The 22,161-nt window shown below is 68.1% G+C and carries 17 protein-coding genes and 2 pseudogenes; 5 read left to right on the forward strand and 14 right to left on the reverse strand.

Annotated features, from left to right (window positions below):
- Positions 1–135: 135 nt before the first annotated feature.
- From QRN53_RS21800 to QRN53_RS17480, 8 genes and pseudogenes are all read right to left on the reverse strand, one after another.
- Positions 136–249, reverse strand: a pseudogene (locus tag QRN53_RS21800) (glycoside hydrolase family 95-like protein); the annotation flags it as partial.
- 54 nt (positions 250–303) lie between these two features.
- A pseudogene (locus tag QRN53_RS21850) lies at positions 304–2,402 on the reverse strand (glycosyl hydrolase family 95 catalytic domain-containing protein); the annotation flags it as partial.
- A gap of 11 nt (positions 2,403–2,413) precedes the next feature.
- On the reverse strand, positions 2,414–2,878 hold the full coding sequence (locus QRN53_RS17455; RefSeq protein ID WP_285245076.1) for a DUF8821 family protein: 465 nt from the start codon (positions 2,876–2,878) through the stop codon (positions 2,414–2,416).
- 107 nt (positions 2,879–2,985) lie between these two features.
- Complete coding sequence (locus QRN53_RS17460) at positions 2,986–5,280, reverse strand: family 78 glycoside hydrolase catalytic domain (protein ID WP_285245077.1); 2,295 nt, start codon at positions 5,278–5,280, stop codon at positions 2,986–2,988.
- A gap of 38 nt (positions 5,281–5,318) precedes the next feature.
- Positions 5,319–6,326 (reverse strand): oligopeptide/dipeptide ABC transporter ATP-binding protein, encoded by a 1,008-nt coding sequence (locus QRN53_RS17465; protein ID WP_285245078.1) that lies wholly within the window; start codon positions 6,324–6,326, stop codon positions 5,319–5,321.
- Positions 6,323–8,437 carry a dipeptide/oligopeptide/nickel ABC transporter permease/ATP-binding protein gene (locus tag QRN53_RS17470; protein ID WP_285245079.1) on the reverse strand — a complete coding sequence of 705 codons (2,115 nt, stop codon included), beginning with the start codon at positions 8,435–8,437 and terminating at the stop codon, positions 6,323–6,325. The genes QRN53_RS17465 and QRN53_RS17470 overlap by 4 nt, the downstream gene beginning before the upstream one ends.
- A complete protein-coding gene (locus tag QRN53_RS17475; RefSeq protein ID WP_350224184.1) occupies positions 8,434–9,387 on the reverse strand; it encodes an ABC transporter permease in 954 nt (317 codons plus the stop codon). The genes QRN53_RS17470 and QRN53_RS17475 overlap by 4 nt, the downstream gene beginning before the upstream one ends.
- Positions 9,388–9,435: 48 nt before the next feature.
- Positions 9,436–10,992 (reverse strand): ABC transporter substrate-binding protein, encoded by a 1,557-nt coding sequence (locus QRN53_RS17480; RefSeq protein WP_285245081.1) that lies wholly within the window; start codon positions 10,990–10,992, stop codon positions 9,436–9,438.
- 218 nt (positions 10,993–11,210) lie between these two features.
- Here QRN53_RS17480 and QRN53_RS17485 point away from each other — a divergent pair, with 218 nt between their 5' ends.
- Positions 11,211–12,470 (forward strand): glycoside hydrolase family 1 protein, encoded by a 1,260-nt coding sequence (locus QRN53_RS17485; RefSeq protein ID WP_285245082.1) that lies wholly within the window; start codon positions 11,211–11,213, stop codon positions 12,468–12,470.
- Positions 12,471–12,532: 62 nt separating this feature from the next.
- Here the strand turns inward: QRN53_RS17485 and QRN53_RS17490 are convergent, their stop codons facing one another.
- The gene (locus QRN53_RS17490) at positions 12,533–13,363 is read right to left on the reverse strand and encodes a nucleoside hydrolase (RefSeq protein ID WP_285245083.1); all 831 of its coding nucleotides are present in this window, start codon (positions 13,361–13,363) and stop codon (positions 12,533–12,535) included.
- A 220-nt stretch (positions 13,364–13,583) separates the two neighbouring features.
- Between QRN53_RS17490 and QRN53_RS17495 the strand changes: the two genes are divergently transcribed.
- The gene (locus tag QRN53_RS17495) at positions 13,584–14,531 is read left to right on the forward strand and encodes a methyltransferase family protein (protein ID WP_285245084.1); all 948 of its coding nucleotides are present in this window, start codon (positions 13,584–13,586) and stop codon (positions 14,529–14,531) included.
- Here QRN53_RS17495 and QRN53_RS17500 read toward each other — a convergent pair.
- Complete coding sequence (locus tag QRN53_RS17500; RefSeq protein ID WP_285245085.1) at positions 14,506–14,943, reverse strand: universal stress protein; 438 nt, start codon at positions 14,941–14,943, stop codon at positions 14,506–14,508. The genes QRN53_RS17495 and QRN53_RS17500 overlap by 26 nt on opposite strands.
- 95 nt (positions 14,944–15,038) lie before the next feature.
- Complete coding sequence (locus tag QRN53_RS17505; RefSeq protein WP_285245086.1) at positions 15,039–15,761, reverse strand: AAA family ATPase; 723 nt, start codon at positions 15,759–15,761, stop codon at positions 15,039–15,041.
- 105 nt (positions 15,762–15,866) lie between these two features.
- Between QRN53_RS17505 and QRN53_RS17510 the strand changes: the two genes are divergently transcribed.
- Both QRN53_RS17510 and QRN53_RS17515 read left to right on the forward strand, forming a co-directional pair.
- Positions 15,867–16,163, forward strand: coding sequence for a hypothetical protein (locus QRN53_RS17510; protein ID WP_285245087.1), 297 nt, complete (start codon positions 15,867–15,869; stop codon positions 16,161–16,163).
- Between the two features lie 50 nt (positions 16,164–16,213).
- Entirely contained in the window at positions 16,214–17,770 is a 1,557-nt protein-coding gene (locus QRN53_RS17515) for a carboxylesterase/lipase family protein (RefSeq protein WP_285245088.1), read from the forward strand.
- On the opposite strand, the gene QRN53_RS17520 is transcribed toward QRN53_RS17515, so the two are convergent.
- The 3 genes from QRN53_RS17520 to QRN53_RS17530 form a co-directional block, all read right to left on the reverse strand.
- Positions 17,748–18,188 (reverse strand): SRPBCC family protein, encoded by a 441-nt coding sequence (locus tag QRN53_RS17520; protein ID WP_285245089.1) that lies wholly within the window; start codon positions 18,186–18,188, stop codon positions 17,748–17,750. The genes QRN53_RS17515 and QRN53_RS17520 overlap by 23 nt on opposite strands.
- 100 nt (positions 18,189–18,288) lie before the next feature.
- Positions 18,289–19,929, reverse strand: coding sequence for an amidohydrolase (locus QRN53_RS17525; protein ID WP_285245090.1), 1,641 nt, complete (start codon positions 19,927–19,929; stop codon positions 18,289–18,291).
- Positions 19,919–21,376, reverse strand: coding sequence for an APC family permease (locus QRN53_RS17530; RefSeq protein ID WP_285245091.1), 1,458 nt, complete (start codon positions 21,374–21,376; stop codon positions 19,919–19,921). Before QRN53_RS17530 ends, QRN53_RS17525 begins: the two co-directional genes overlap by 11 nt.
- 152 nt (positions 21,377–21,528) lie before the next feature.
- Between QRN53_RS17530 and QRN53_RS17535 the strand changes: the two genes are divergently transcribed.
- Positions 21,529–22,137 (forward strand): TetR/AcrR family transcriptional regulator, encoded by a 609-nt coding sequence (locus QRN53_RS17535; protein WP_285245092.1) that lies wholly within the window; start codon positions 21,529–21,531, stop codon positions 22,135–22,137.
- Positions 22,138–22,161 lie beyond the last annotated feature (24 nt).

Here is a 22,161-nt window from a genome sequence, read left to right on the forward strand (position 1 = left end):
ATGGTCGCGGCCGATTCCCAGCTCCGAGCCGCCGCCAAAGGCCACGCTGATCCGGCGCCCATCCCAGGCCACGTCCCGGGTCACGGGCGCCTCCGACCGCAGGACCGCGCCCTGAAGCACCCCGCCGACCCAGTGGAGGTCCACCTCGACCCCGCCCACGGCCCGCAGCCCTGTGACCGATCCTTCCCGCCATGATTCCGGGAGGGCGGGCAGCAGCCGGAGGGCAGCTGAGTCGGACTGGAGCAGCATCTCCGCGATGCCGGCGGTGGCCCCGAAGTTCGCATCGATCTGGAACGGCGGGGGGCGGTGAACAGGTTGGGATAGACCCCGCCGCGTTCATCGAAGCCTTCTCCCGCCACACGGAGGGCAAGGTTCAGGCTCTCCTCCGCCTTTGCCGCGTTGCCCAGCCGCGCCCAAAGGGCAATCCGCCAGGCCATGGCCCAGCCGGTGGACTCCGGACCCCGCAGTTCCAGGGTCCTGGCAGCGGCGGCGGCGAGCGCCGGCGTGGCCTCGGCACTCCACTGCCGCAGCGGGTAGAGGGCTGCCAGGTGGGACGTGTGCCGGTGGTCGGGCGCATGCTCGATGGCAGGGAACGACCATTCCCGGATTTCTCCCCGGCCGCCGACAGCCGGTTGGGGCAGGGAGTGCACTTTGTCCGCGAGTTCCGCCAGCCAGGGCGCGTCTTCCGCCAAGGCTGTTGCGGCGTGCCGGGCTGAATCGAGGAGTCCGCGGAGCAGGGAAACGTCCATGGTGGAGGACCGGCTCACCGAGGCAGGGCCGCCATCCTTGGCGACGTACTGGTTCTCGGGAGAGGTCGACGGCGACGTGTGCGCTCCTGTGCGGGCGTCGCCAATGATCCAGTCCAGGGCGAAGAGGCACGCGCCTTCGATGGCCGGCCAGGAAGCGCGCAGCCGGCCGGCGTCCCCGGTGTAGGCGTAGTGTTCCCACGCTGATTGGACCAGCCATATGCCTCCCATGGCCCAGCTGGCCCACATTGAGTCGCCTTCGCCGGCGCCCACGGCAAAGGGGTGCCCCCAGGGATCCGTATTGTGGTGGGCCGCCCATCCCCGCGCCCCGTACAGGGCAGCCGCGGCCCGGCCGCTGCGGGCAAGCGTATCCACCAGCTGCAGCAGGGGTTCGTGGCATTCGGCAAGATTGGTGGGCAGCGCCGGCCAGTAGTTCATTTCCGTGTTGATGTTCACGGTGTAGTTGCTGCTCCACGGCGGCGGCAGCTCCTCGTTCCAGATGCCCTGGAGGTTGGCCGGAAAACCGCCGGCGCGGGAGGAGGCGATCAGCAGGTACCGGCCGTAGTGGAAGAGGAGGCAGACCAGGGCGGTGTCCGTTTTGTCTTCTTCGAAGGCACGGACGCGCTCATCCGTTGGCGTCAACGGACCGGAGTAGGGCCCGGCCTCCGGGCCGAGTTCCAGCGTGACCCTGCCGTAAAGCCCGGCATGGTCGGCAACATGGCGCTCCAGCACGGCCTCCGCGGAGTCCTGGAGGACCCGCGCCACCCGGCCGGAGAGGAGCACGGCAAGGTCTTCAGGGGAACGCGCAGTGTTTGCGTGGCGGATGGCGTGCGGATTCTCCAGGACTGTTCCGGTGGCAATGGCCAGCCGTACGGAACGGGCACCTGTGACCGTGACGGCTCCCGGGGCGATGTCCACATCCCCATCGGTGGCGATCCCGGCGTGGACCGCGCCGGCGCGGGAGTCGTCGTCGTAATGGATGTGCTCGGCAGTCCGTTCAAAGTCTGGCGCCACGTCACTGGGCAGCAGCACCCGCAGCCGGAGTTCGGTCCCCCACGGCTGCGCCGCGGCGTCCGTCCCAAGGGCCTTGATGCTGTCGGCGTCGATTCCGATCCGGACATCGATGGGAGCGTCAGCGGTGATCTCGTGGATGATGACGGCGTCGGGGTGGGAGGCGAAGGTCCGGTGCCGGACCTCGGCGGCGTCGACCACGTACCGGTGCCCCGCGGTGCCGGTCCGAAGATCGAGCCACCGGGCGGGTCCGTCGTCAACAGCTGCCGCTTTGCCGGCGACGTCCACTGCCAGGGCCGCGAACGGCAGGTACGCCTGCGAGTGCGTGCCCTGGAATGCCAGCAGCAGGGCTTCCGCCCGGCGCACGTCCCCGCCGTCCACCGCCTCCCGGACGGCCTGCAGGGTTGCCGGTCCGGCGGACGGGTCCAGCGCGGGTGCGGACCGGCTCGTTGGCCCGGACCACGCCGAGCCCTCGTTGAGCTGGATGCGCTCGCCGCCCACCAGGCCGCGCACCGTGGCCCCTGCGAGTCCGTTGCCGACCGGCAGGGATTCGACGAAGCGCCCGGCCGGGGCGCGGTACCAAAGCACGTGGCCGGGATCGGGGACCGGCACTCCGATCGGAGCCGATGACCCAACCGGCGCCACGGATCCCGCGCTCAGTACTGGCCCTTGATCACAAAGTAGGAGCCGCGGATGGTGCCGGCCAGTTTCGACTTCTGGCGGGCAAACTTGAAGCTCGCCGCCAGTTCCTCCGGGACCTCCATACCGTCCGAAAGTTTGAAGCCAACCGCCCGCTTGCCGCCGTCTTCGATGGCGTACATGACGTTGATGGACAGCCCGGACTCGTAGAACACGTAGGCCATCCGCAGCCCGTCCACCTCAAAGGAGGACACCTCGAGGGGTTTGGAGGAGATCACCAGGTTGCGCTCGGTGGCGAGGATATTGCGGACGTACTCCACCGTCTCCGGGGCCTCGTCCGCGGGTACCACGGTGAAGTCGTGGTCGTATTTGTTCTTGTAGTAGCGAGCCTCATTGGCGCGCAGCCCGGCCAGCGCATCAACCACCGGCGACGATTCCAGACCAACGGTGGATACGTTCTTGAAATCCACGGTGTACGGCACGGGTCCTCCTTGGGAATGACTTTCCGCCCATCGTTGCAGATCACCGGCCCCTGTTGCACCTCACACCAGGATCCGGACGCTGTCGCGCCCGATCTCCTGTCGGCCCATCAGTGGCTTGCCTGGTAATCCAGCGCAGGTGCCGGCGCGGAGGCGAAGCGGTGCTCCCCGCCTTCAACACGGTGCCGCGCACCGTCCGGAAGGACGACGTCGGCCCCCACCCCGTCAGGGACGGTCGCCTCGAGCCGGAACTCCCCGCCGTCGGACGTCCAGGCAACGCGGACCTCCCCGTGCGGGGTTTTCAGGGAGGCCTTGGCCCAGCTGATCCCCTCTCCCGGCTGCGGCTGGATGAGGAGGCGCGCGTACCCCGGTTCCAGCGGGCGGATACCGCCGATTGCCTTGTGTATCCAGTCCGCCACCGCGCCCAGGGCGTAGTGATTGAAGCTGGTCATCTCGCCGGGGTTGATGGTGCCGTCCGGGAGCATGGAGTCCCAGCGCTCCCACACGGTGGTGGCTCCCATGGTCACCGGGTAGAGCCAGGACGGGCAGCCCTCCTCCAGCAGGAGCCGGTAGGCCTCGTCCACGTGCCCGGTATCCGTCAGCGCGTGGTTGATGAACGGGGTACCGGCGAACCCGGTGGACACCCGGTAGCCGTTGTCCCGCACCAGTTCGGCCAGGCGGTTGCCAGCGAAGTCGCGCAGCTCCGGGGTGGCCAGGATGTCGAACGCGATGGCCAGCGCGTAGACGGTGGTGCAGTCGCTGCGGATGGTGCCGCCGGCGGCCACGTAATGCTCGGCGAAGGCGGCCTGCACCCGGGCGGCGAGCGCGTTGAAGTGGGCTTCGTCGTCGTGCTTTCCCAGGAGGGCGGCGGCCTGTGCGGTGAGGCGCGCGGTGCGGTACATGCAGGCGGTGGCCACGACGCCGGTGTCCGCCTTGGCTGCCCATGGCTGGTCCGGCGCGGCGTCGGGGTCCAGCCAGTCGCCGAACTGGAAGCCGGTGTCCCACAGGCCCGTGGGCGAGAGCAAGCCCTCCACCCGGCGGGTATGGGAAGCCATCGACTCGTACTGGTTTCGCAGGACGCTGAGGTCCCCGTACGCTTCCCAGAGCGCCCAGGGCACCCAGACCGAGGCCTCGCTCCACAGTGCGGAGGATTCAGGTGCCGGGAATTCGGGCGGTTGCGGGCAGTACTTCAGGGCATCGGGCACGGTGATAGGCACCAGGCCATTCGCCGCCTTCTGCTCGGCGGCGAGGTCCAGCAGCCAGTCCTGCAGGAAGCCTTTGACGTCGTATAGAAAGGCGGCAGTGGGGGCGAACACGGCGATGTCGCCGGTCCAGCCCAGGCGCTCGTCGCGCTGCGGGCAATCGGTGGGCAGGTCCAGGAAGTTCCCGCGCAGGCCCCAGACGATGTTGCGGTGCAGCTGGTTCACCAGCTCGTTGGAGCATTCGAAGGTGCCGGTGCGTTCCAGGTCGGAGTGCACCACCACCGCTTCGATGTCGTGTTCGGTCAGGGTGCCGGGCCAGCCGGTGATCTCGGCGTAGCGGAAGCCGTGGAAGGTCTTGGTGGGCTCGAAAGCGTCCTCGCTCCCGGAGAGGATGAACGTATCCGTGGCCTGCGCTGTGCGCAGCGGCCGGACACCCAGCTCGCCGTTTTCCAGCACCTCCGCATGCCGCATGGTGACCTCCTGCCCGGGCTCCCCCTGCACGGTGAACCGAAGCCACCCCACCAGGTTCTGGCCGAAGTCCACCAGCGTCTTCCCGCTTGGTGAGGTGAAAACTTCCACGGGACGCACGACGCCGGCACGCACCACGGGCGGGCCCAGCGGCTCAGCCAGCCTGGCGGCGTCGAACGCCACCTCCCGCACGCCGGTCCAGTCAGTCCCGGGGACGAAGCCGGGCTGCGCCCAGCCCGTCTGAAGCCGGCGGGCGTCGATGGTCTGGCCATCGTAGAGGTCGTTGAAGGTGGTGGCGGAGGGGCCGGCCTGCCAGGTGGCGTCGGTGGCGATGGCCTGGACGTGGCCGTCAGCGAACTCAATGTCCAGCTGGCCCAGGAACCCCAGCTCGCTGCCGTACAGGTTGGACAGTCCGTGCCAGGCCAGCCGGCCGCGATACCAGCCGTTGCCCAGTTCCGCACCGATCACGGTGGCCGGGCCCACCAGCGGCGTGACGTCGTAGCTGCGGTGGCGGAGCCGCCACTCATAGGAGCTCCAGCCCGGGCTCAGCACGTCCTCCCCCACCGGCGAGCCGTTGATGAAGGCCTCATAGATGCCGAGGGCGGTGGCGCGCAGCGTCGCCCGCACCACGTCACCGTGGCCCTCCTCAAGCCGGAATTCCTTGCGGAGGCGCGGGGCGCCGTCGAAGTCCTGCCCGGGCGTGATCATGGCGGCGTGCCAGGGGGTTGAAGTCATGGAAGGAGGGGTCCGTTCTGGAGGTTAGGCAAGGAGGTTCAGGCGTAGTGGCAGGCGACGTCGGCCGTCCCCACCCGGCGCAGCGCCGGCCGCTCGGTGGCGCACAGGTCCGTGGCCAGGGGGCAGCGGAGCCGGAAGGGGCAGCCGCCGGGCGCGGGCACCGCGGCCGCCCCGGTACGGACGCCCAGTGATTCGCGGGCTTCCCGACGCGCCGCCTGTTCCGCAGGCCGGGGTACCGGGGAGGCTGCCACGAGGGCCTGGGTGAACGGGTGCCTCGGATTCTCGGTGACGGCGGCGGCCGGGCCGCTTTCCATCACTTGGCCGCGGTACAACACCACCACGCGCTGGGCCAGGAATTGCACCACGGCGATGTCGTGGGCGATGAACAGGTAGCTCAGGCCCCTCTCGTCGCGGAGGTCGGCCAGCAGGTTGAGCACCTGCGCTTGGGTGGAAAGGTCCAGGGCACTGACGGCCTCGTCGCAGACCACCAGTTGGGGATCGCAGATGAGGGCGCGGGCCACGGAGATGCGCTGGCGCTGGCCGCCGGAGAACTGGCTGGGGTACCGGTCCACGGCGTCCCGCGGCAGGCCCACGCGTTCCAGCATGTCCCCGGCCTTGGCGCGAGCCTCTGCCGCCGACACCCCGCGGAGGCGCAGCGGTTCCGCCAGGGAGGTGCCGATCGTGTTCCGCGGGTTCAGCGAAGAGTTGGGATCCTGGAAGACGGCACGCAGTTCCCCGCCCAGGGCCCGGCGCTGCGCGGCGCCGGCGGAGGTGATGTCGTTCCCCTGGTAGGTGATGGTGCCGCCGGAGACTTTTTGCAGGCCAAGGATTGCCTTGCCGATGGTGGATTTTCCGGATCCGGACTCCCCCACCAGTCCCACGGTCTCCCCGGGTGCGATGCTGAAGCTGACATGGTCGACGGCGGCAGGGGCCGCGGCGGCCTTCCGGCCCCGGCCGTAGCGGACCACCAGGTCCTTGACCTCCAGCATGGGAGTGGCGGCGGAAGGCGGCGGGGAATCGCGGCGTTCGGTGACTGCGGTGCTCATGCCAGGTCCTTTTCGACGATGGTCTGCAAAGTACGCGGATTCTGCGTGGGGGTGATCTCGAAGGCGCGGGCGGCGGGTACGTCCGTGGCCAGCCAGTCCATGCCTTCGACGGCGAGCTGATCCGCTTTGACGCACCGCACCACGCCTGTACCGGCGCCCGAGGACAGCAGCGGGACGGGTTCCAGGCAGGCGGAACCGGCGAACTGGCAGCGGGCGGCGAACCGGCACCCGGTGGGCCAGTCCTTGGGCTGGGGTACTTGCCCTTGAATCGTGGCGAGGCGTTCCGGCATGTCGTTTGCATGGTTGGCGTGTGGGTCTGCGGCCAGCAAGGCCAGGGTGTAGGGGTGCCTGGGATTGTCCAGGATGCTGTCCGTCCTGCCGTTCTCCACCACCTGGCCGGCGTACATGACGGCAACCTGGTCACAGATGTCCGCCACCACGCCGAGGTCGTGCGTCACCATGACCACGGACATGCCGGTGTCCGTCACCAGGGCACGCAGCAGGGACAGGATTTCGGCCTGGACAGTGACGTCCAGGGCGGTGGTTGGTTCGTCAGCCACCAGCAGTTTCGGCTGCCCGGCGAGCGCCAGGGCGATGGCCACGCGCTGGGCCATGCCGCCGCTGATCTGGTGCGGATAGGTCTTCAGGATGCGTGCAGCGTCCACGATCCCCACCTTCTCCAGAAGGTTCCGGGCTTCCTCCCGGGCCTCCGCCTTGCCCATGCCGCGGAGCCGCCGGATGGTGGCGGTGAGCTGGTAGCCCACCGTGAACATGGGATCCAGGGCGCGCATGGGTTCCTGGCTGATCAGGGCGATGTCCCGGCCGCGGACTGTTTCCATGGCTTTGTCGGTGGTGGCGGCAAGGTTCCTGCCGTTCCAGAGGATCTGGCCGCCCGTGACGGAGACACCGGACGGCAGCAGCCCGAGGAGGGACAGCGCGGTCATCGTCTTGCCGCAGCCGGACTCCCCCACCAGGCCCAGGACCGTGCCTTGTTCGACGTCGAAGGAGACGTCGGTGACCAGGCGGACGCCGCTGCCCGCACCGGTGCTGTCGACGCCGACGGACAGGTTGCGGACGCTGAGCGTCCCCTTCGCTGCACCGTCCTGTGTGACGGCGGCGGGGGCTGCTGAAGCGATGGCGGCAACTGCCTTGGCGCGCTGGCGGCGGGCGGCGGCGGAGGGCAGGTGCGGCGCGGCCGTATTGGGTGCCTTGCCCAGGGCATTGCCGATGGCGTTGGCGGACAGGACGGTCAGGGCCAGCACCGCACCGGTGGGCACCATCATCCAGGGTGCGTCATAGACGTGCTGGGAGGCGCCTTGGATCATTCCGCCCCAGCTGGGCTGCGGGATGGGAGGCCCGAATCCGATGAACGCCAGGCCGGCCTGGATGAGCATGCCGACGGCGAAGATGAGCGCCGCCTGGACCACGATGGTGTTGGCAAGGCCGGGCAGGACATGCCGGACGCTGATGCCTAGCGGCCCCACGCCGTCCACTTTTGCCGCATCAACGTACAGCTGGGACTGCAGCGATTTGGCCTGGCCAAGGATCACCCGGTAAATGCCGGCGGACATCAGGATGCCCAGGATGGCCATGACCATGGGGATGTTGGTGCCCACGGCGCCGATAACGGCCAGGATGATCACGGTGCCCGGGAGGGACATCATGACCTCGGTGATCCGGCTGATCGCGGCTTCGGTCCGCTCGCCCGCACCGGCAGCAGCCATGGCGAGGATGGTGCCGAGTCCGACGCCGACAATCACCGTGATCATCGACGTCCCCAGGGTGCCGGCCGCGGCAGCGAAGATGCGGCTGAGGATGTCCCTGCCCAGTTCATCGGTCCCCAGCCAGTGCGCGGCGGTGGGGCCGGACAGGACGGCGGTGAAGTCCTGGTCCTCGGTCTTGAACGGGAGCCAGAGCGGCGCTGTCAGGGACGCGATGACCAGCGCCGCCAGCCACACGAGGCCGGCTACGGCTCCCGGTGACGCGAAGAGACGGTGCTTGGAAAACCTGGCGAGTACCGCCTTGCCGGCACCTGGCACGGGGGCGCCTGCCGCCGTCGTACTTCCTGCCTGGTCCGCGTCTGCGGGGGCCGGGGCAACTGTGGGGATCATGAGGCACGCAACTTCGGGTCGAGGAACTTGGTGGCCAGCTCCAGTACCAGGTTGACGGCGACCACCACCACGGTGGCGATCACCACCACGCCCTGGACGGCGGGGGCGTCGTGGGTGCTGACGGAGGATTGCACGGCCTGGCCCAGGCCAGGCATGGCGAACAGCTGTTCGGCAATGACGGAGCCGCCGAACAGGCCGATGAACTGCAGGGCGATGCCGGCCACGATGGGCAGGCTGGCGTAGCGCAGGGCGTGCACGTAGAGGATCTTCCAGGTGGGGGTGGCCGTGGCCCGCAAGGTGCGGATGTGCTCCTGCTGCAGCGCCTCGAGCATGGACGCCCTGGTCTGCCTTGCGATGAACGCGGCACCGCCGACGGCCAGCGTGATTACCGGCAGCGCCAGCGACATGGCCCAGTCCTGCGGGGACACTTCGAACGGCACGTAGCCGGTGGCGGGGAAAATGGAGGACTGGACGGCGAACAGGTAGACGAAGATGATGCCCACCCAGAACGCAGGGAGTGCGACCAGGAGGCCGACGAACCCGCCGATGGCCTGGTCCAGCAGGCCGCCGCGGACGGCAGCGGTCACGCCCAGGGCGATGCCCAGGATGGCGCTGAGGATGGTGGCGCCGGCCGCGAGCGAGGCGGTGACGGGCAGGCGGCTGGCGAGGTCGGCGCTGACGGAGCGGCCGTCGATCAGCGAATTCCCCAGATTCCCCTGCACGGCGTCCCCCAGCCAGCGGAAGAACTGGGTGAAGAGCGGATCATTCCAGCCCAACTGCTGGTTGAGCTGGCTAATGGCGTCCTGGGAGGCGCCGGCACCGAGGGAAACGGCTCCCGGGCTGCCGGGCATGGCGTGCACCAGCAGGAATGCCAGCACCGCCACCACCAGCACCGTGGCGAGCGCCATCAGCAGGCGCTTGGCAACGAACAATGCCATGGTGACCTCCATTGGTCAGGCCCGGCGCCCCTTTTTAGGAGGGGCGCCGGGCAGGTTGGATCAGTTGGTGGGCGTGTAGGAGGAAAGGAGCGGGTAGGCGTTGGTGCCGGCGAACTTCACCGGGGCTACCTTCTTGGTGTTGTACCCCTGGTTGGTCAGCGCCTCGTACAGCGGGATCATCCAGCCGGACTCCACCAGCCGGGTGTTCAGCTTGGTGGCGGCGGCCTTCACGGCAGCGTCGTCCTTGGCCGCGGCCAGCTCGCCGGTGGCGGCGCTGAGCTGGTCATCGGTGGCCTTCTGCACGTTGGTGAAACCGTTGAGGACGACGCCGTACATGACGCCCACCGGGTTGTCCCAGTTCAGCGGCGCGTACCCCAGGGGCGTGGTGGCGACGGCGGCGAAAGCTTCGTCAGTGGAGGCGGCCATCTTCACGTTCATGGTGATGCCGACGGCGGCGAGGTCTTTTTGGACGGCTTGCAGGTCTGTCTGGGTCTGGGCGCCGGCGATGATGGTGAACTCAAAGCCGTTGGGGTAGCCGGCCTCGGCCAGCAGGCTCTTGGCCTTGTCCGGGTTGTAGGCGAACTTCGTTTCCAGGTCCTTGGTGAACCCGGCGGAGTCCTTGGGCAGCGCATTCCAGGCGGGGTAGTCACCCTTGTGCAGGGCGTCCACCAGCGCCTGGCGGTTGATGGCGTACTGGATGGCCTGGCGGACCTTTTCCTGCGCGAACGCCGGGGCGGTCTTGCCAATCTTGTCGAAGGAGATCATGGTGTTCACGGTGCCGCCGATCTGGGAGACGCCCACCCCTTTGGACTTGGCGAAGTCAACGGTGGAGGAGGTCAGCATCGCGACGTCGGCCTGGCCCGAGACCAGGGCGTTCGCGCGGGCCTGTGGGTCCAGGACGACGCTGAAGACAACCTTCTTGTAGGCGTACTTGGCAGCGTCAGCGCTCTTGTCGTTCTTCACCAGGACGTACTTGTTGCCCTTCACGGTGGACGGGTCAAGGGTGTAGGGGCCGGAACCGTCAGGGGTTGCGGCGAGGCTGGAGGTGTCCGTGACACCGTTCTTGCCCACGATCATTCCGGTGGTGGAGGCCAGGTTCTTTTCGAACCCGGGCTGCGGCTTGGCGAAGGTCAGGGTCACCTGGGTGGGGCTGACCACGTCCACGGACGTGATCTCCTGGGCGCCGCCCTTGGCGACGGCAGAGTAGGCGGTCAGTGCGGGGTCGGACCGGCGGTCCAGGTTGGCTTTGACCAGTGCCGCATCGAGCTTGGAACCGTCGGTAAACGTGATGTCGTCCTTGAGGTTGAGCGTCAGGACGGTGTTGTCCGCGTTGTAGCTGAAGTCCTTGGCCAGGCCGGGCCCGGTGGAGCCGTCCGGCTGGAGGGTCGCCAGGCTGTCGTAGAGGCCTTCGAAGAACTGGCGCTGGGCCGCGGAGACGCGCAGCGGGTCGAAACCGAAGGAGGCCGAGTCACTGTCGATGGCCAGGGTCAGGCTGCTGGTGTCAGCTTTGGCGGCGGCTTGGCTGGAACCGCCGCCGCAGGCCGCCAGGGAACCCATCAGCAGGGCACCGGCCAGAACGGCGGAGCTCGCACGGGCGGTGGAGTTCGGAAGTTTCATGTAGTGCGCCTTTGCATTCTGATGTGATGACGGAGGAACGGTTGTGGGGGCTGGCTGCTCGCCGGCTCCTTTCCAGAATCAGCCGGGGCCCCGGGCACCAAACATGACAATGTCATTGATTGAAAAAGTATTGTGGCGGCGGTCACGCCGGACGACAGGATGGATGAAAGGCAGCGAAGCCTGGGACGCCGGCGCGCGTCCGTCACGAAAGGAACCCCATGACCAACCCGTTTCCCCGCGACTTCCTGTGGGGCGTGGCCACCGCAGGCCACCAGGTGGAAGGCAACAACACCAACAGCGATACCTGGTTCCTGGAGCACCTGCCCGGGACCATCTTCGCGGAGCCCTCCGGGGATGCTGTGGACCACTACCACCGCTACCGTGAGGACATCGCACTCATCGCGGGCCTCGGCTTCACCAGCTACCGGTTCTCCTTGGAATGGGCCCGGATCGAGCCGGAAGAAGGCCATTTCTCGGTGGCTGCCCTGGACCACTACAAGCGGGTTCTGGAGGCCTGCCACGAGCACGGGCTCACGCCGGTGGTCACGTTCCACCACTTCACCTCACCGCTTTGGCTGCTGCGGCGCGGCGGATGGGAAGGCCAGGAGACTCCGGAACTCTTCGCGCGGTATTGCGACCGCGCCATGGCACACCTGGGTGGCCTGATCGGCGTCGCCTGCACGCTGAACGAACCCAATCTTCCCTGGCTGCTGGAATCATTCGGCATCGGCGGCGAGGCGCCGGAGAACCGCGGTTCGGTGCCCATCTGGGCGGCCGCCGCTGAGCGTTTGGGCGTGGATGCCGCCACCATCGCGCCGTTCCAGTTCTGTTCCACGGAAGCCGGTTTCACCGTCAAGCTGGATGCCCACCGGGCTGCCACTGCTGCGATCAAGGCCCGCCGCCCCGATCTTCAGGTGGGCTGGACCCTGGCAAACTCCGATATCCAGGCGCTGCGCGGCGGCGAAGAGGTTGCAGACAAGGTGCGCCGCGGCGTCAACGAACGGTTCCTTGAGGCGTCCCGGGGCGACGACTTCGTGGGCATCCAGACCTACGGCCGCACGGTCTATGGCCCGGACGGCCACGCTCCGGCGCCCGAAGACGTGGCGGTCAACCAGATGGGCGAGGAGATCTACCCGCAGGCCCTGGAGGCTACCATCCGCGAGGCCCACAGGATCGCCGGCATCCCGGTGATCGTTACCGAGAACGGGCTGGCCACCGAGGATGACAGGCAGCGGGTGGCGTACCTGGAGGCCGCGGTGGACGCAGTTGCCAACTGCGTCGCAGACAGCATCGATGTGCGCGGCTACATCGCCTGGACGGCCTTCGACAACTTCGAGTGGATTTTCGGCTACCGGCCCAAGTTCGGCCTGATCGCCGTGGACCGCTCCACCCAGGAACGGGCCCCCAAGGACAGTGCGCGGTGGCTGGGGAACCTGGCCCGGGAGCATGCACGCGCCGACGCACCGCAGCCCGCGTAGGCGGACGGCAAGGGCCCCGGGCTTTCCCTGAAAGCCCGGGGCCTTGTGCTGTGGCGTGGCCGCTACCCCGGCGTTGCCAGCCGTACGGCCAGGTCTGCGACGATGAGCCGCGAATCCACGGAGGTGTAGGTCCGCCGCGCGGGACCGGCGGACGTTTCGACGTACGTGGACGGGACCCCGTCCAGGCCCGTCACTGCCAGGGGCGCACTGTCCCCCAGGCACCACAGAGGTCCGAACCGGATGAAATCCGGCACATCCAGGCTGTTGAAGTGCTCCCACAGCCACCGTCCGGCCGGACCGGCGTTCCGGAAGGCATGGTCCAGTTCCGCCACCGAGGCCACCACCTGCCGGTAGGTTTCCGCCGGGAACTGCCAGATGGCCAGCCGCGGGTTCCCGAAGACGAAGTCCGCGGCCGCCGGGTCGGTGAAATAGTTGTACTCCTCCTCGTTCCGGGCGGCCCCGCCCACCCATGCCAGGGTCAGGGCGGACGCGACGCCGGGATCCAGCAGCAGGGCATCGGCCACGTTCGTCAACGGTCCGGCGCAGACGAGGAACAGGGGCAGGTCCCCACCGGTTGCGGCGGCCTCAACGATGGCCTGCGCGGCTGCATTCCTTCGCGGCTTCCCGGTAAAGGTGGTGTCCGGCCCGGAGTCCACGCCGGCAACGTCCGCCAGGCTCAGGACGCGGAGAAGGCTGCTTGCCAGCTCAGAGCCTCGTTGTGCCATGCCGGCGGCCGGTCCGAACATGGGGTTGGTCAGTGAGCTCGTGACAGCAACGATCCGGTTGGCGGGCGAAACCGCGTGGTGCGCCAAGGCCACCAGTCCGTCCGGGTCACCGGCCCAGTCATTGTCGATAATCACCCTGCAGCGCGGCGCGATGGGGATCATGTCCATCCTGGATCCTTTCTCGTGGGTCCCTGTCAGGCAGGCGTCCGGAATGGGCGCGGTTCCCGGCTCAACGGGTAGTCTCAGAGTCAAGTCTTGCCGCCCGGCGCATGTCAAAGGACGCAGCTTTCATTCACCGGAACGCTGCATCCCGAAAGATTGACGCGGCGCGCAAGCTCCAAGGCCAGGGCGCCCGTGCCGTGTGCCTACTAAAGATTCGGGGGGATCTGTGCCGCGGTCAGGCCAGTGGGGCAGGGCGTACTTTGCTGTTCAGGCTGCCGCCGGGTGTTTCTGGTGGATTGCGGTCTTCCTGTCCCCGCCCGTGCGCCGGGCCACCCTGGGCGGACTGGACCCGGTCCTCGTTGCCGTGTTCGACATTCCACTGTTTGTCCTAGCCTCCGCCGCCGCAGCCTGCGGGGTTCGGCCCGCCGCCGTTGCCGGCGCCCTGTGGACCACCGTTGTTGCCGTCGCCATGGCCGCCTATGCCACGGTGACCACCCAGGCGGGCATCGGGGTGCTGGCCATGGGCGCCGCCACGGCGGGGTCTGTTGCTGCGCTGTGCCTCATGCTGGTTGGCCACATCCCCACCGCGTGGATCATCCGGGGCCCGTTTGCGTTCCGTCCGGCCCGGAAACGCACCGGCCCGGGTTTCCATGTGGCTGCCACGTTCGGACAGATCGTCGTGTTCTGGGGATTCTTCCTGGGGCTGGTACCGGCCTGCGTGGCCGGTCTCGAACAGCGCTGGGGGCTGACCCTGGCCTTCCCCGCGGTTGCCTTGCCGGCCGGCGTCGTCATCCTCATCCTTGCCAGCGCCTTGGGGATCTGGTCTGCCGCCGTGATGTCCACCCTCGGGGGCGGAACGCCGTTGCCATCCGTGATGGCAAACCGCCTGGTGGTTGCCGGGCCCTACCGCTGGATCCGCAACCCGATGGCGGTGGCGGGCATTGTCCAGGGAGCAGCCGTGGGACTCATCCTGCAGTCGTGGCTGGTGGTGGGCTACGCGGTGCTGGGCTCCCTGGTGTGGAACTATGCCGTGAGGCCGCTGGAAGAAGCGGACCTCGCGGAACGCTTTGGCGCGGACTTCCAGTCCTACTGCGAAACGGTCCGGTGCTGGATCCCGGCTCTTCCCGGCACTCGACGCACCGGCCCGGTTAATCGCCGCCCGGTTCGCGGATGACCAGTACCGGGCAGTGCGCATGGTGGATGGTCTGGTGCGAAACGGAACCCAGCATCATTCCGGTGAATCCGCCATGGCCGCGCGAGCCCACCGCTATGAGGTCGGCGTCCCGGGACGCGTCGATGAGCGCCGATGCCGGGTTTCCTTCCACGATGCGGCCGGTGATGGCCACGCCCTGGTCTTTGACGCGTTCCAGCTCCGCCTCCAGGATCGCCTGCGCGTCTTTCTCAAAGATCTCGTAATCCCAGGCGGTGCCGAGGGCATCACTGACGTAGGGGAAGTTCCAGGCGGTCACGGCCTGCACCTCGCCCTGCCGCAGCCTGGACTCCTGCACGGCCCAGTCCATGGCGGCCCGGGACTGCTCCGATCCGTCCACCCCCACCACGATCTTGTATTTTCCGTTACCAGCCACTGCTCCCCGCTTCCCCGCCGGCGTTCCTGGTGCCGGGACAATCAAGTTGACCGCCTCCAGCCATTTCCTGCCTAGGGGCAAAGGTCCTCCAGGCCCTAGAGGTGCCGGAGGTAGCGTTCGGGCGAGTCCAGGAACGCCCGCCAGTTCGCCACCAGCTCCAGGTCGGCCCAGGATCTGGACCGCAACCCCCACGGCCCCACTTCCAGGATGGTGGCGCCGGGCAAGGCAGCCAGCAACGGCGAATGGGTGGACATGATCACCTGGGACCCGCCGCCGGCCAACAGCTCCTTCAGGACGGATAAGAGGCTCAGGCAGCCGCTGAAGGACAGCGCGGATTCCGGTTCGTCCAGGACCCAGAGCCCGGCCCCGGAAAAACGGTCCGCTGCCAGCTGCAGGAAGGATTCGCCATGGGACATGTCATGGAAGGGGATGTCCGGCGCAAACCTTCTGGGGTTCTCCTCCAGATACGTGTACAGCCCGTGCATGGTCTCGGCGCGGAGGAAGTAGCCCCGCCGGGTGGCGCCGGCGTTCCGGACCAGCTGCAGGTGGTCCCCCAGGACTGATTCGGTGGGCCTGGTGGTGTGCCTGGCGCCTGTTGAGCCGCCCTCCGGGGAGAGGCCGTACGCCAGCGCGACAGCCTCCACCACCGTGGATTTTCCCGAGCCGTTCTCTCCCACCAGGATGGTGGCCGGGCCCAGGTCCAGCCCCTGGTTGAGGATCTGGGCCACCGGTGGCAGCGCGGCCGGCCACCGGGAGCGGTCCAGGACGTTTGAGGGGTCCTCTGCCAGCCGCCGGACCGGGTAGGTGCGCAGGGCCATGGGCCCCATTCTTGCAGGAAAAGTTTCTACCCAGCGTCACCCATCCATTTCGGGCTCCGCTCCGAATCGAACGGGAAGAGGTGTACCAAAGGCTAGGACGGGACTATGGATGCCGTGGACCAGCAAGCCCTGACGGGGGCTGTCATTAAGGAGCAAGGGCTGGACATCGGGCAGTTGTGGCTCGAGTTCGTGGGGCTTGGCGGCGACGCCTCAGAACAGCTCATCCGGGCGTACTGCGCCGGCGAGGCGGCCTTGTCCGCGAAGGAGCGGGACGCCCTGGCGTTGGCTGTCAATGAGCACTGCGCAGCCCGGGGCCTTCCGCTCCGGGCGCCCCTGAGCAGTTCCGCCCTGCTCCTCCTGCAAAACCGGAAGGACTCCCAGCCGGGAGGCCTGCACGGCTAAGCAGGGCCCTGACGCCGCCTGGGCTTCGGCCACGACGTAACCTGTCAACCATGACCTTCCTCTCCACCCCCGCCGGTTCCATCCGCGGCGCCTCGCTTGGGGCTGACGGGACCACCGTCCACCGGTTCCTTGGCATCCCGTATGCCGGGCCGCCGTCGGGCGCCAACCGCTTCCGCCCACCCGTACCCGTGGAGCAGTGGGACGGAGTCCTGGACTGCACCGCAGCCGGGCCTGCGGCACCGCAAAACCCGGAATCCCCGGCACCTCCGGGGGCCGTGCCCCGGAGATGGAGCGAGGACGGCTGCCTGAACCTGAACGTCTGGACGCCTGGAACGGGCAGCCCGGCAATGCCGGTGATGGTTTGGATCCACGGCGGCGCCTACCTGCTGGGCGCCAACAGCGACGCCAGGTACGACGGCGCCAGGCTCGCCGCCGCGGCGGGCGCGGTGGTGGTGTCCATCAATTACCGGCTGGGCGCGCTCGGCTTCCTGCACTTGGCGGACCTGCTGGGCGAGGGCTATGAAGACTCGGGAAACCTCGCCCTGCTGGACCAGCTGGAGGCCCTTCGCTGGGTCCGCCGCAACATCGGCGCCTTCGGCGGCGACCCGGAGAACGTGACCATCTTCGGCGAGTCGGCAGGAGCCGCGGCAATTGGCACCCTGCTGGGGATGCCGGCGTCGGAAGGGCTGTTCCGCCGGGCCATCATGCAGAGCGGAACGGCCGAGCGGTACCGCCAACCGGAGGAATCCGCGCGGGTCAGCGCCGCGTTCCTTGAACTGTGCGGGCTGGCCCCTTCATCCGCAGCAGGGCTCCTCACCCTCCCGGTGGAACAGTTGCTGGCGGCACAAAAGGACCTCGAGAAGCGTTTCGCCGCGGCGTCCTATGCCGTCCCGCTGCCCTTCCAACCCACGCTGGGGACGCCGTCATTGCCGGTGCCGCCGCTGGACGCCGTCCGGAGCGGGGTGAACAGCGGTGTCGACCTGCTGATCGGAACCAACCTCAACGAGGGCTCGTTTGCCGTGGAGATGCGCCCACCTTCTCCGGCCGACCCCGGCTACCCGGAGCGCGCCGCCGCAGTCCTGGCCGGGGCAGGGGTAACCGCCACCCATGCCGCCGGCTACACGGCCGCACTCATCCAGGAGCTCCAGCGGGAACCGGACGGCAAGGAACTCCTGGAATCCGCCATCGCCGACTCCCTTTACCGGCAGCCCAGCAACCGGCTCCTGGCTGCCCGCCGCGGAGCCGCGCACGCCGGAGCCGAGGGGAAGAACTTTGCCTACCTGTTCACGTGGCGCAGCCCGGCCATGGGCGGCAAGCTTGGTGCGTGCCATGCGCTGGAGATCCCGTTCGTCTTCCGGCACCTGGACGCGCCGGAAGCCGCCTTCCTCACCCGGGGCCGGGCCCCGGGTGAGCTCGGCGAAGCCATGAGCGGGGCGTGGGCGTCCTTTGCGCGGACAGGATCACCGGGCACGGCACAGCTCGCGTGGCCCGAGTACGGGCAGGAACACAGCACCATGGTGTTCGACGACGAGACGCGCCTTGAGGCCGACCCGCGCGGCGGGATACGCGCGTTCTTTGAGTCCGTCAGCCCGCTGCCAACGCGTTGAGCGTGTCCCGGATGCCGTTCAGCGCGGGGTCGCGCAGTGAATTAAAGGCGGGCTTCAGCAGCGGCTGGATGATCTTGGCGGGTCCGTTGATGCTGAACTCGGCGGTGTAGGTGACCACCGAACCGGCCCCGCCGGGGCTGACGTCGATCGAGTCGTACGAGGTGACGGTCTTGTTTTCGCCCCGGAGCTTGATGTGGTTCTGCGAGAGCTCGATGACCTCGTAGGTCAGGGCCTGGCGTTTGCCGCGGAACTCGGATTCGGCGTGGTACTTGTGCCCCACAGCCACCGGTCCCGGCGTGATCTTGTCCATGACAGGAGTATTGGGGTCCCATGCGCTGGTGTTCTCGAACTCACTGAGGAAGGCGAATGCCTTCTCCGCGGACAGGTTGGTTTCCACACTTCCGGTGACTGTGATCATCACCCCAGTGTAGGAGTACCACGGAGCCAGATGGCGGCCATTTTGCGGTGCGGCCCCGGGTGGTCCCGGCCTGCGGGCCACGCCGGGACCGCCGCCCCGGCTACCGGGCGGCCGCCACCGAAAGATGCTGTGGCTGGCCGGCGACGACCGTGGCGAGTACTCGCCCCATCGCCAGGTCATCGGGTGCCGCCGTCAGCGGGTCAACATCGAAGACCGTGAAATCGGCGCGTTTGCCCACAGCGACGGAGCCGGCGACCTGCCACTCCCCCGCAGCCTTGGCCGCATGGGAGGTGTAGCCCTCCAGTGCCTGCCTGGCGCTGAGGGCCTGGCCCGGCACGATCGGCTGTTCCTGCGGGTGCCCGGACCGGCGTCGCAACTGTGCGTCGGCCAGGATCGGCAGCGGTTCAAACGGCGCCACGGGCCAGTCGGAACCGAGTGCAAGCGATACGCCCGCGGCCCGCAGGTCGGCGCACCGCCAGCCGCGGTCCGCTCGTTCCTTTCCCAGTCGGCGCGACCAGTTGTCGGTCTGGTCCGCGCGCGAATAGTGCGTACAGTGGCTGGGCTGCATGCTCGCGATCAGGCCCGACTCCGCGAACCGCCCGATCAGGGGGTCCGGGACGGTTTCGATGTGTTCAATCCGGTGCGGAGCCCGCGGCAGGCCGGCCGGAAGGGCCTCAAAGGCAGCGAGGACGGCCGCCACGCCGGCGTCGCCGATGGCATGGGTGGCCGTGGGAATCCCCCGGCCGGCAAAGAACCGGATGGCCCGTGCGTACTCCGCCGGGCTCGGCCAAAAGGGTGCCGTGGACTGTCCCTGGCTGTCCGGTTCGAACAGCCAGGCAGTGCCGTTGTCCACGGTACCGTCAACAAACAGTTTGATGCCGGCCACTTCCCACCGGTTCCCGCGCACCGTCCCCACCTGTGCTGCGAGGCGCCGCCAGTCCTCCTCGCGGCTGCCGGGCATGCACCAGGGTGAAATGCGCACGCGCAGCGGCAGTCCACCGTCATCCTGTCCGCTTTCGAGTGCGGCCAGGAGCTCCAGGGTTTCCCCGCCGCAGTCCATGATGTGGATGCCCGTCAGGCCTGCCCTGGAAAACCCCGCAAAGACCTCGGCCAGCCGCTGCTTCCGCTCCTCGAACGTTTCCGCGGGCATGTGCGCCAGGACAAGGTCGAGTGCGGCGGCCTCGAGCAGCAGGCCGGTGGGCTTGCCGCTGCCGTCGCAGACCACTTCGGCGGCCTGGTCGAATTCGCGCGGCCCGGTGACGCCGGCAATGTCCAGTGCCGCGCTGCTGGCGAGCGCCGAGTGGGCATCGAACAGCCGCAGCAGGGCCGGCCGGCCGCCCACTACGTCGTCGATCAGTTCACGGTGGGGCTGTGCTGAGCCAAAGGCGTTCGGGTCAAGGCCCCAGGCACGGACCCATTCCCCGGCCGGGGTTGCGACCGTTTCCGCCCGCAGCAGGGCGCGGACGGTGGCGAGATCGGCCACACCCGAAAGATCGCAGCCCCGGGTCATGTCCAGCCCCATGACGGGGTGGACATGGCAGTCCACCAGGCCCGGGGTAAGCACGGCGTCCCCGAAATCGATGAGGTTCACGGCCTTTCCCCAGCCTTCCGCTTCCTTCCGGGTCCCGATGGCTTCAATCAGGCCGCCCCGTATGGCCACGGCCTGCGGGGCCGGCCCGGCGGAGTCTTCCGGGTCCATGGTGTGGATGGTGCCGGCAAGGATGATGAGGTCAGGATTCATGGGTTTCAAAGCTTCCAATGCGGTTGAAGGTGCCGGGGCGGCGGCGGCGCAGCCAGCGGGCGGCCAGCAGTCCGCCGGCGAAGACCACAGGCGTGACGAGGATCAAGATTGTGTTGGTCAAGGCGTCGGCCGCGGTGAGGAGCTCGATGTTCAGTGCGATGAGCAGGACGACGCCGAAAAGCAGGACGGCCGAGACGAGGCTGAGCGGGGCCAGGAGTTTATTGGCGGCCGCGAGCGGGTTCCGGCGAAGGTACAGGAATGCTGCCACCGAAACCAGGCCTTGGAGGGCCACGATGCCGAAGATGCCGGGGGTGTTCACCCAGATGAGGAGCTGCTGGTAGGGATCCGCATTCAGGAGGGCGCAGATGGTGATCACGGCAGCCGCCAGCAGGCTCTGCAGCTGCCCGGCCCGGTGCGGGGACCGGAAACGGGAGTGGGTGCGGCCCAGGAAAGCGGGCAGGACGCCGTCTTTGGCGAGCATGTAGACGTAGCGGTTGATGGCGTTGTGGAAGGCCAGTTGGGACGCGTAGACGCTGGTCACGATCAGGACGTACATCGCGGTCTCGGCCCAGGGCCCCACGTACTGCCCAATGGTCTGGAAGAACATTCCGCCGGACAGCTCCCCGGCGGCGGCAACCACCTGGTCCTCGCCGAAGGCCTGGATGACGGTCCAGACAATGAAGGCGTAGAAGGCGGACATGAACCCCACTGCGATGTACATGGCCCGCGGCACGGACTTGTCCGGGTTGCGGGCCTCGGCGCGGTAAAGCACGGTGGACTCAAATCCCATGAAGGCGGCAAAGCAGATGCCCAGGATCGCCAGGACACCGGGGCCGAAGGCCTGCTCCGGGCTGAAGGAGCCAAAGCTTATTCCGTGCGCCCCACCGCTGCCAAGGATGCCTGCGCCCATCACACCCAGGATGCCGGTCTCGGCGACAAGCAGGACGCCGAGCACTTTGGCGCCGACGTCGATCCCGCGGTACCCGAGGAACCAGACCGCCGCGACGGCTGCCAGGGCCACGGCGGGCCACGGGACATCGAGGCCAAAGAGGACTTGCAGCATGTCGTGGGTCTGTACGGCGAAGAGCCCGTATACGCCGATCTGGAGGCAGTTGTAGGAAATGATCGCCAGGATGGCCGAGGCCAGGCCCACGGTCTTGCCCAGGGAAATCGAAATGTACGTGTAGAAGCCACCGGAGGCTTTGACGTGCCGCGTCATGGCCATGAACCCAATGGCGAAGAGGGTCAGCACGATGCCGGCCAGGAGGTAGCCGGCCGGGGCGCCGATGCCCGCTACTCCGATCGCCACCGGGGCTACGCCCGCCATCACTGTCAGGGGTGCTGCCGCCGAGATCACCAGGAAGGCGATGCCTCCGGTTCCCAGGGCATTGCGTTTGAGCGCGCCGTCCGCGGACGGCGTCTTTGGCTTGGTTTTGGTCTCGGACAAAGCTCGGTCCTTTCTTGGAAGCCCACTTAAACGAAAGGCTTTCGTTTAGTATGAAACCAAGTGGCCTGGAGCACAACAGTTTTTTTGGCTGCGGCAGATATGTGACGGGGCAGTAGGCTGGAGCGGATGTCCGAACGCAGTCAGGAGAACCGATGGGACGCCCCCTCCTCCCCTTGATTTCAGTGGAGGCCATCACCACGGCCGCACTGGAACTGGTCGATGAGAGCGGGGATTTCAGCTTCCCCAAGCTTGCCAAGCGGATCGGCGTCAGCCAGTCCTCGATCTACAACCACGTCAGCGGCCGGGACCAGATCCTGGAACTGCTGAGGCACCGGATCATCACCGAGGAGCCGTATCCGCCGGTCGACCACCAGGACTGGGAAGCTGCCCTGCGGACACTGATCCGCACATACCGGGACGCGTTTGCCCGCCATCCGCGGCTGGCACCCCTGATGGTGCTGCAGTCCATCACCGATGCCGATGTCATCGGGCTGTATGAGGACCTTGCGCTGGCACTGGAAGCAGCCGGCTTCAAGGGGCGGGAGGTGGTGTCGGCCATTTCGACCATCGACAGCTTCGCCCTCGGGGCGGCGCTGGACCTCGCCGCCCCGGACGTTGTGTGGGATCCGCCGGAGGAGGGCTACCCCGCGCTCAAGCGCGCCCTGGGGTTCGCCGGGCCGCCCGCGGACCGCGGAAACCACGCCTTCGATTTTGGGCTGGACGTGATCATCGGCGGGCTGCGCGCGAAGCTGGGCGGCTGAACTCAGTCCAGCTTCGAAGCCGGG

The organism is Pseudarthrobacter sp. fls2-241-R2A-127, from assembly GCF_030209355.1.
Lineage (GTDB): Bacteria > Actinomycetota > Actinomycetes > Actinomycetales > Micrococcaceae > Arthrobacter.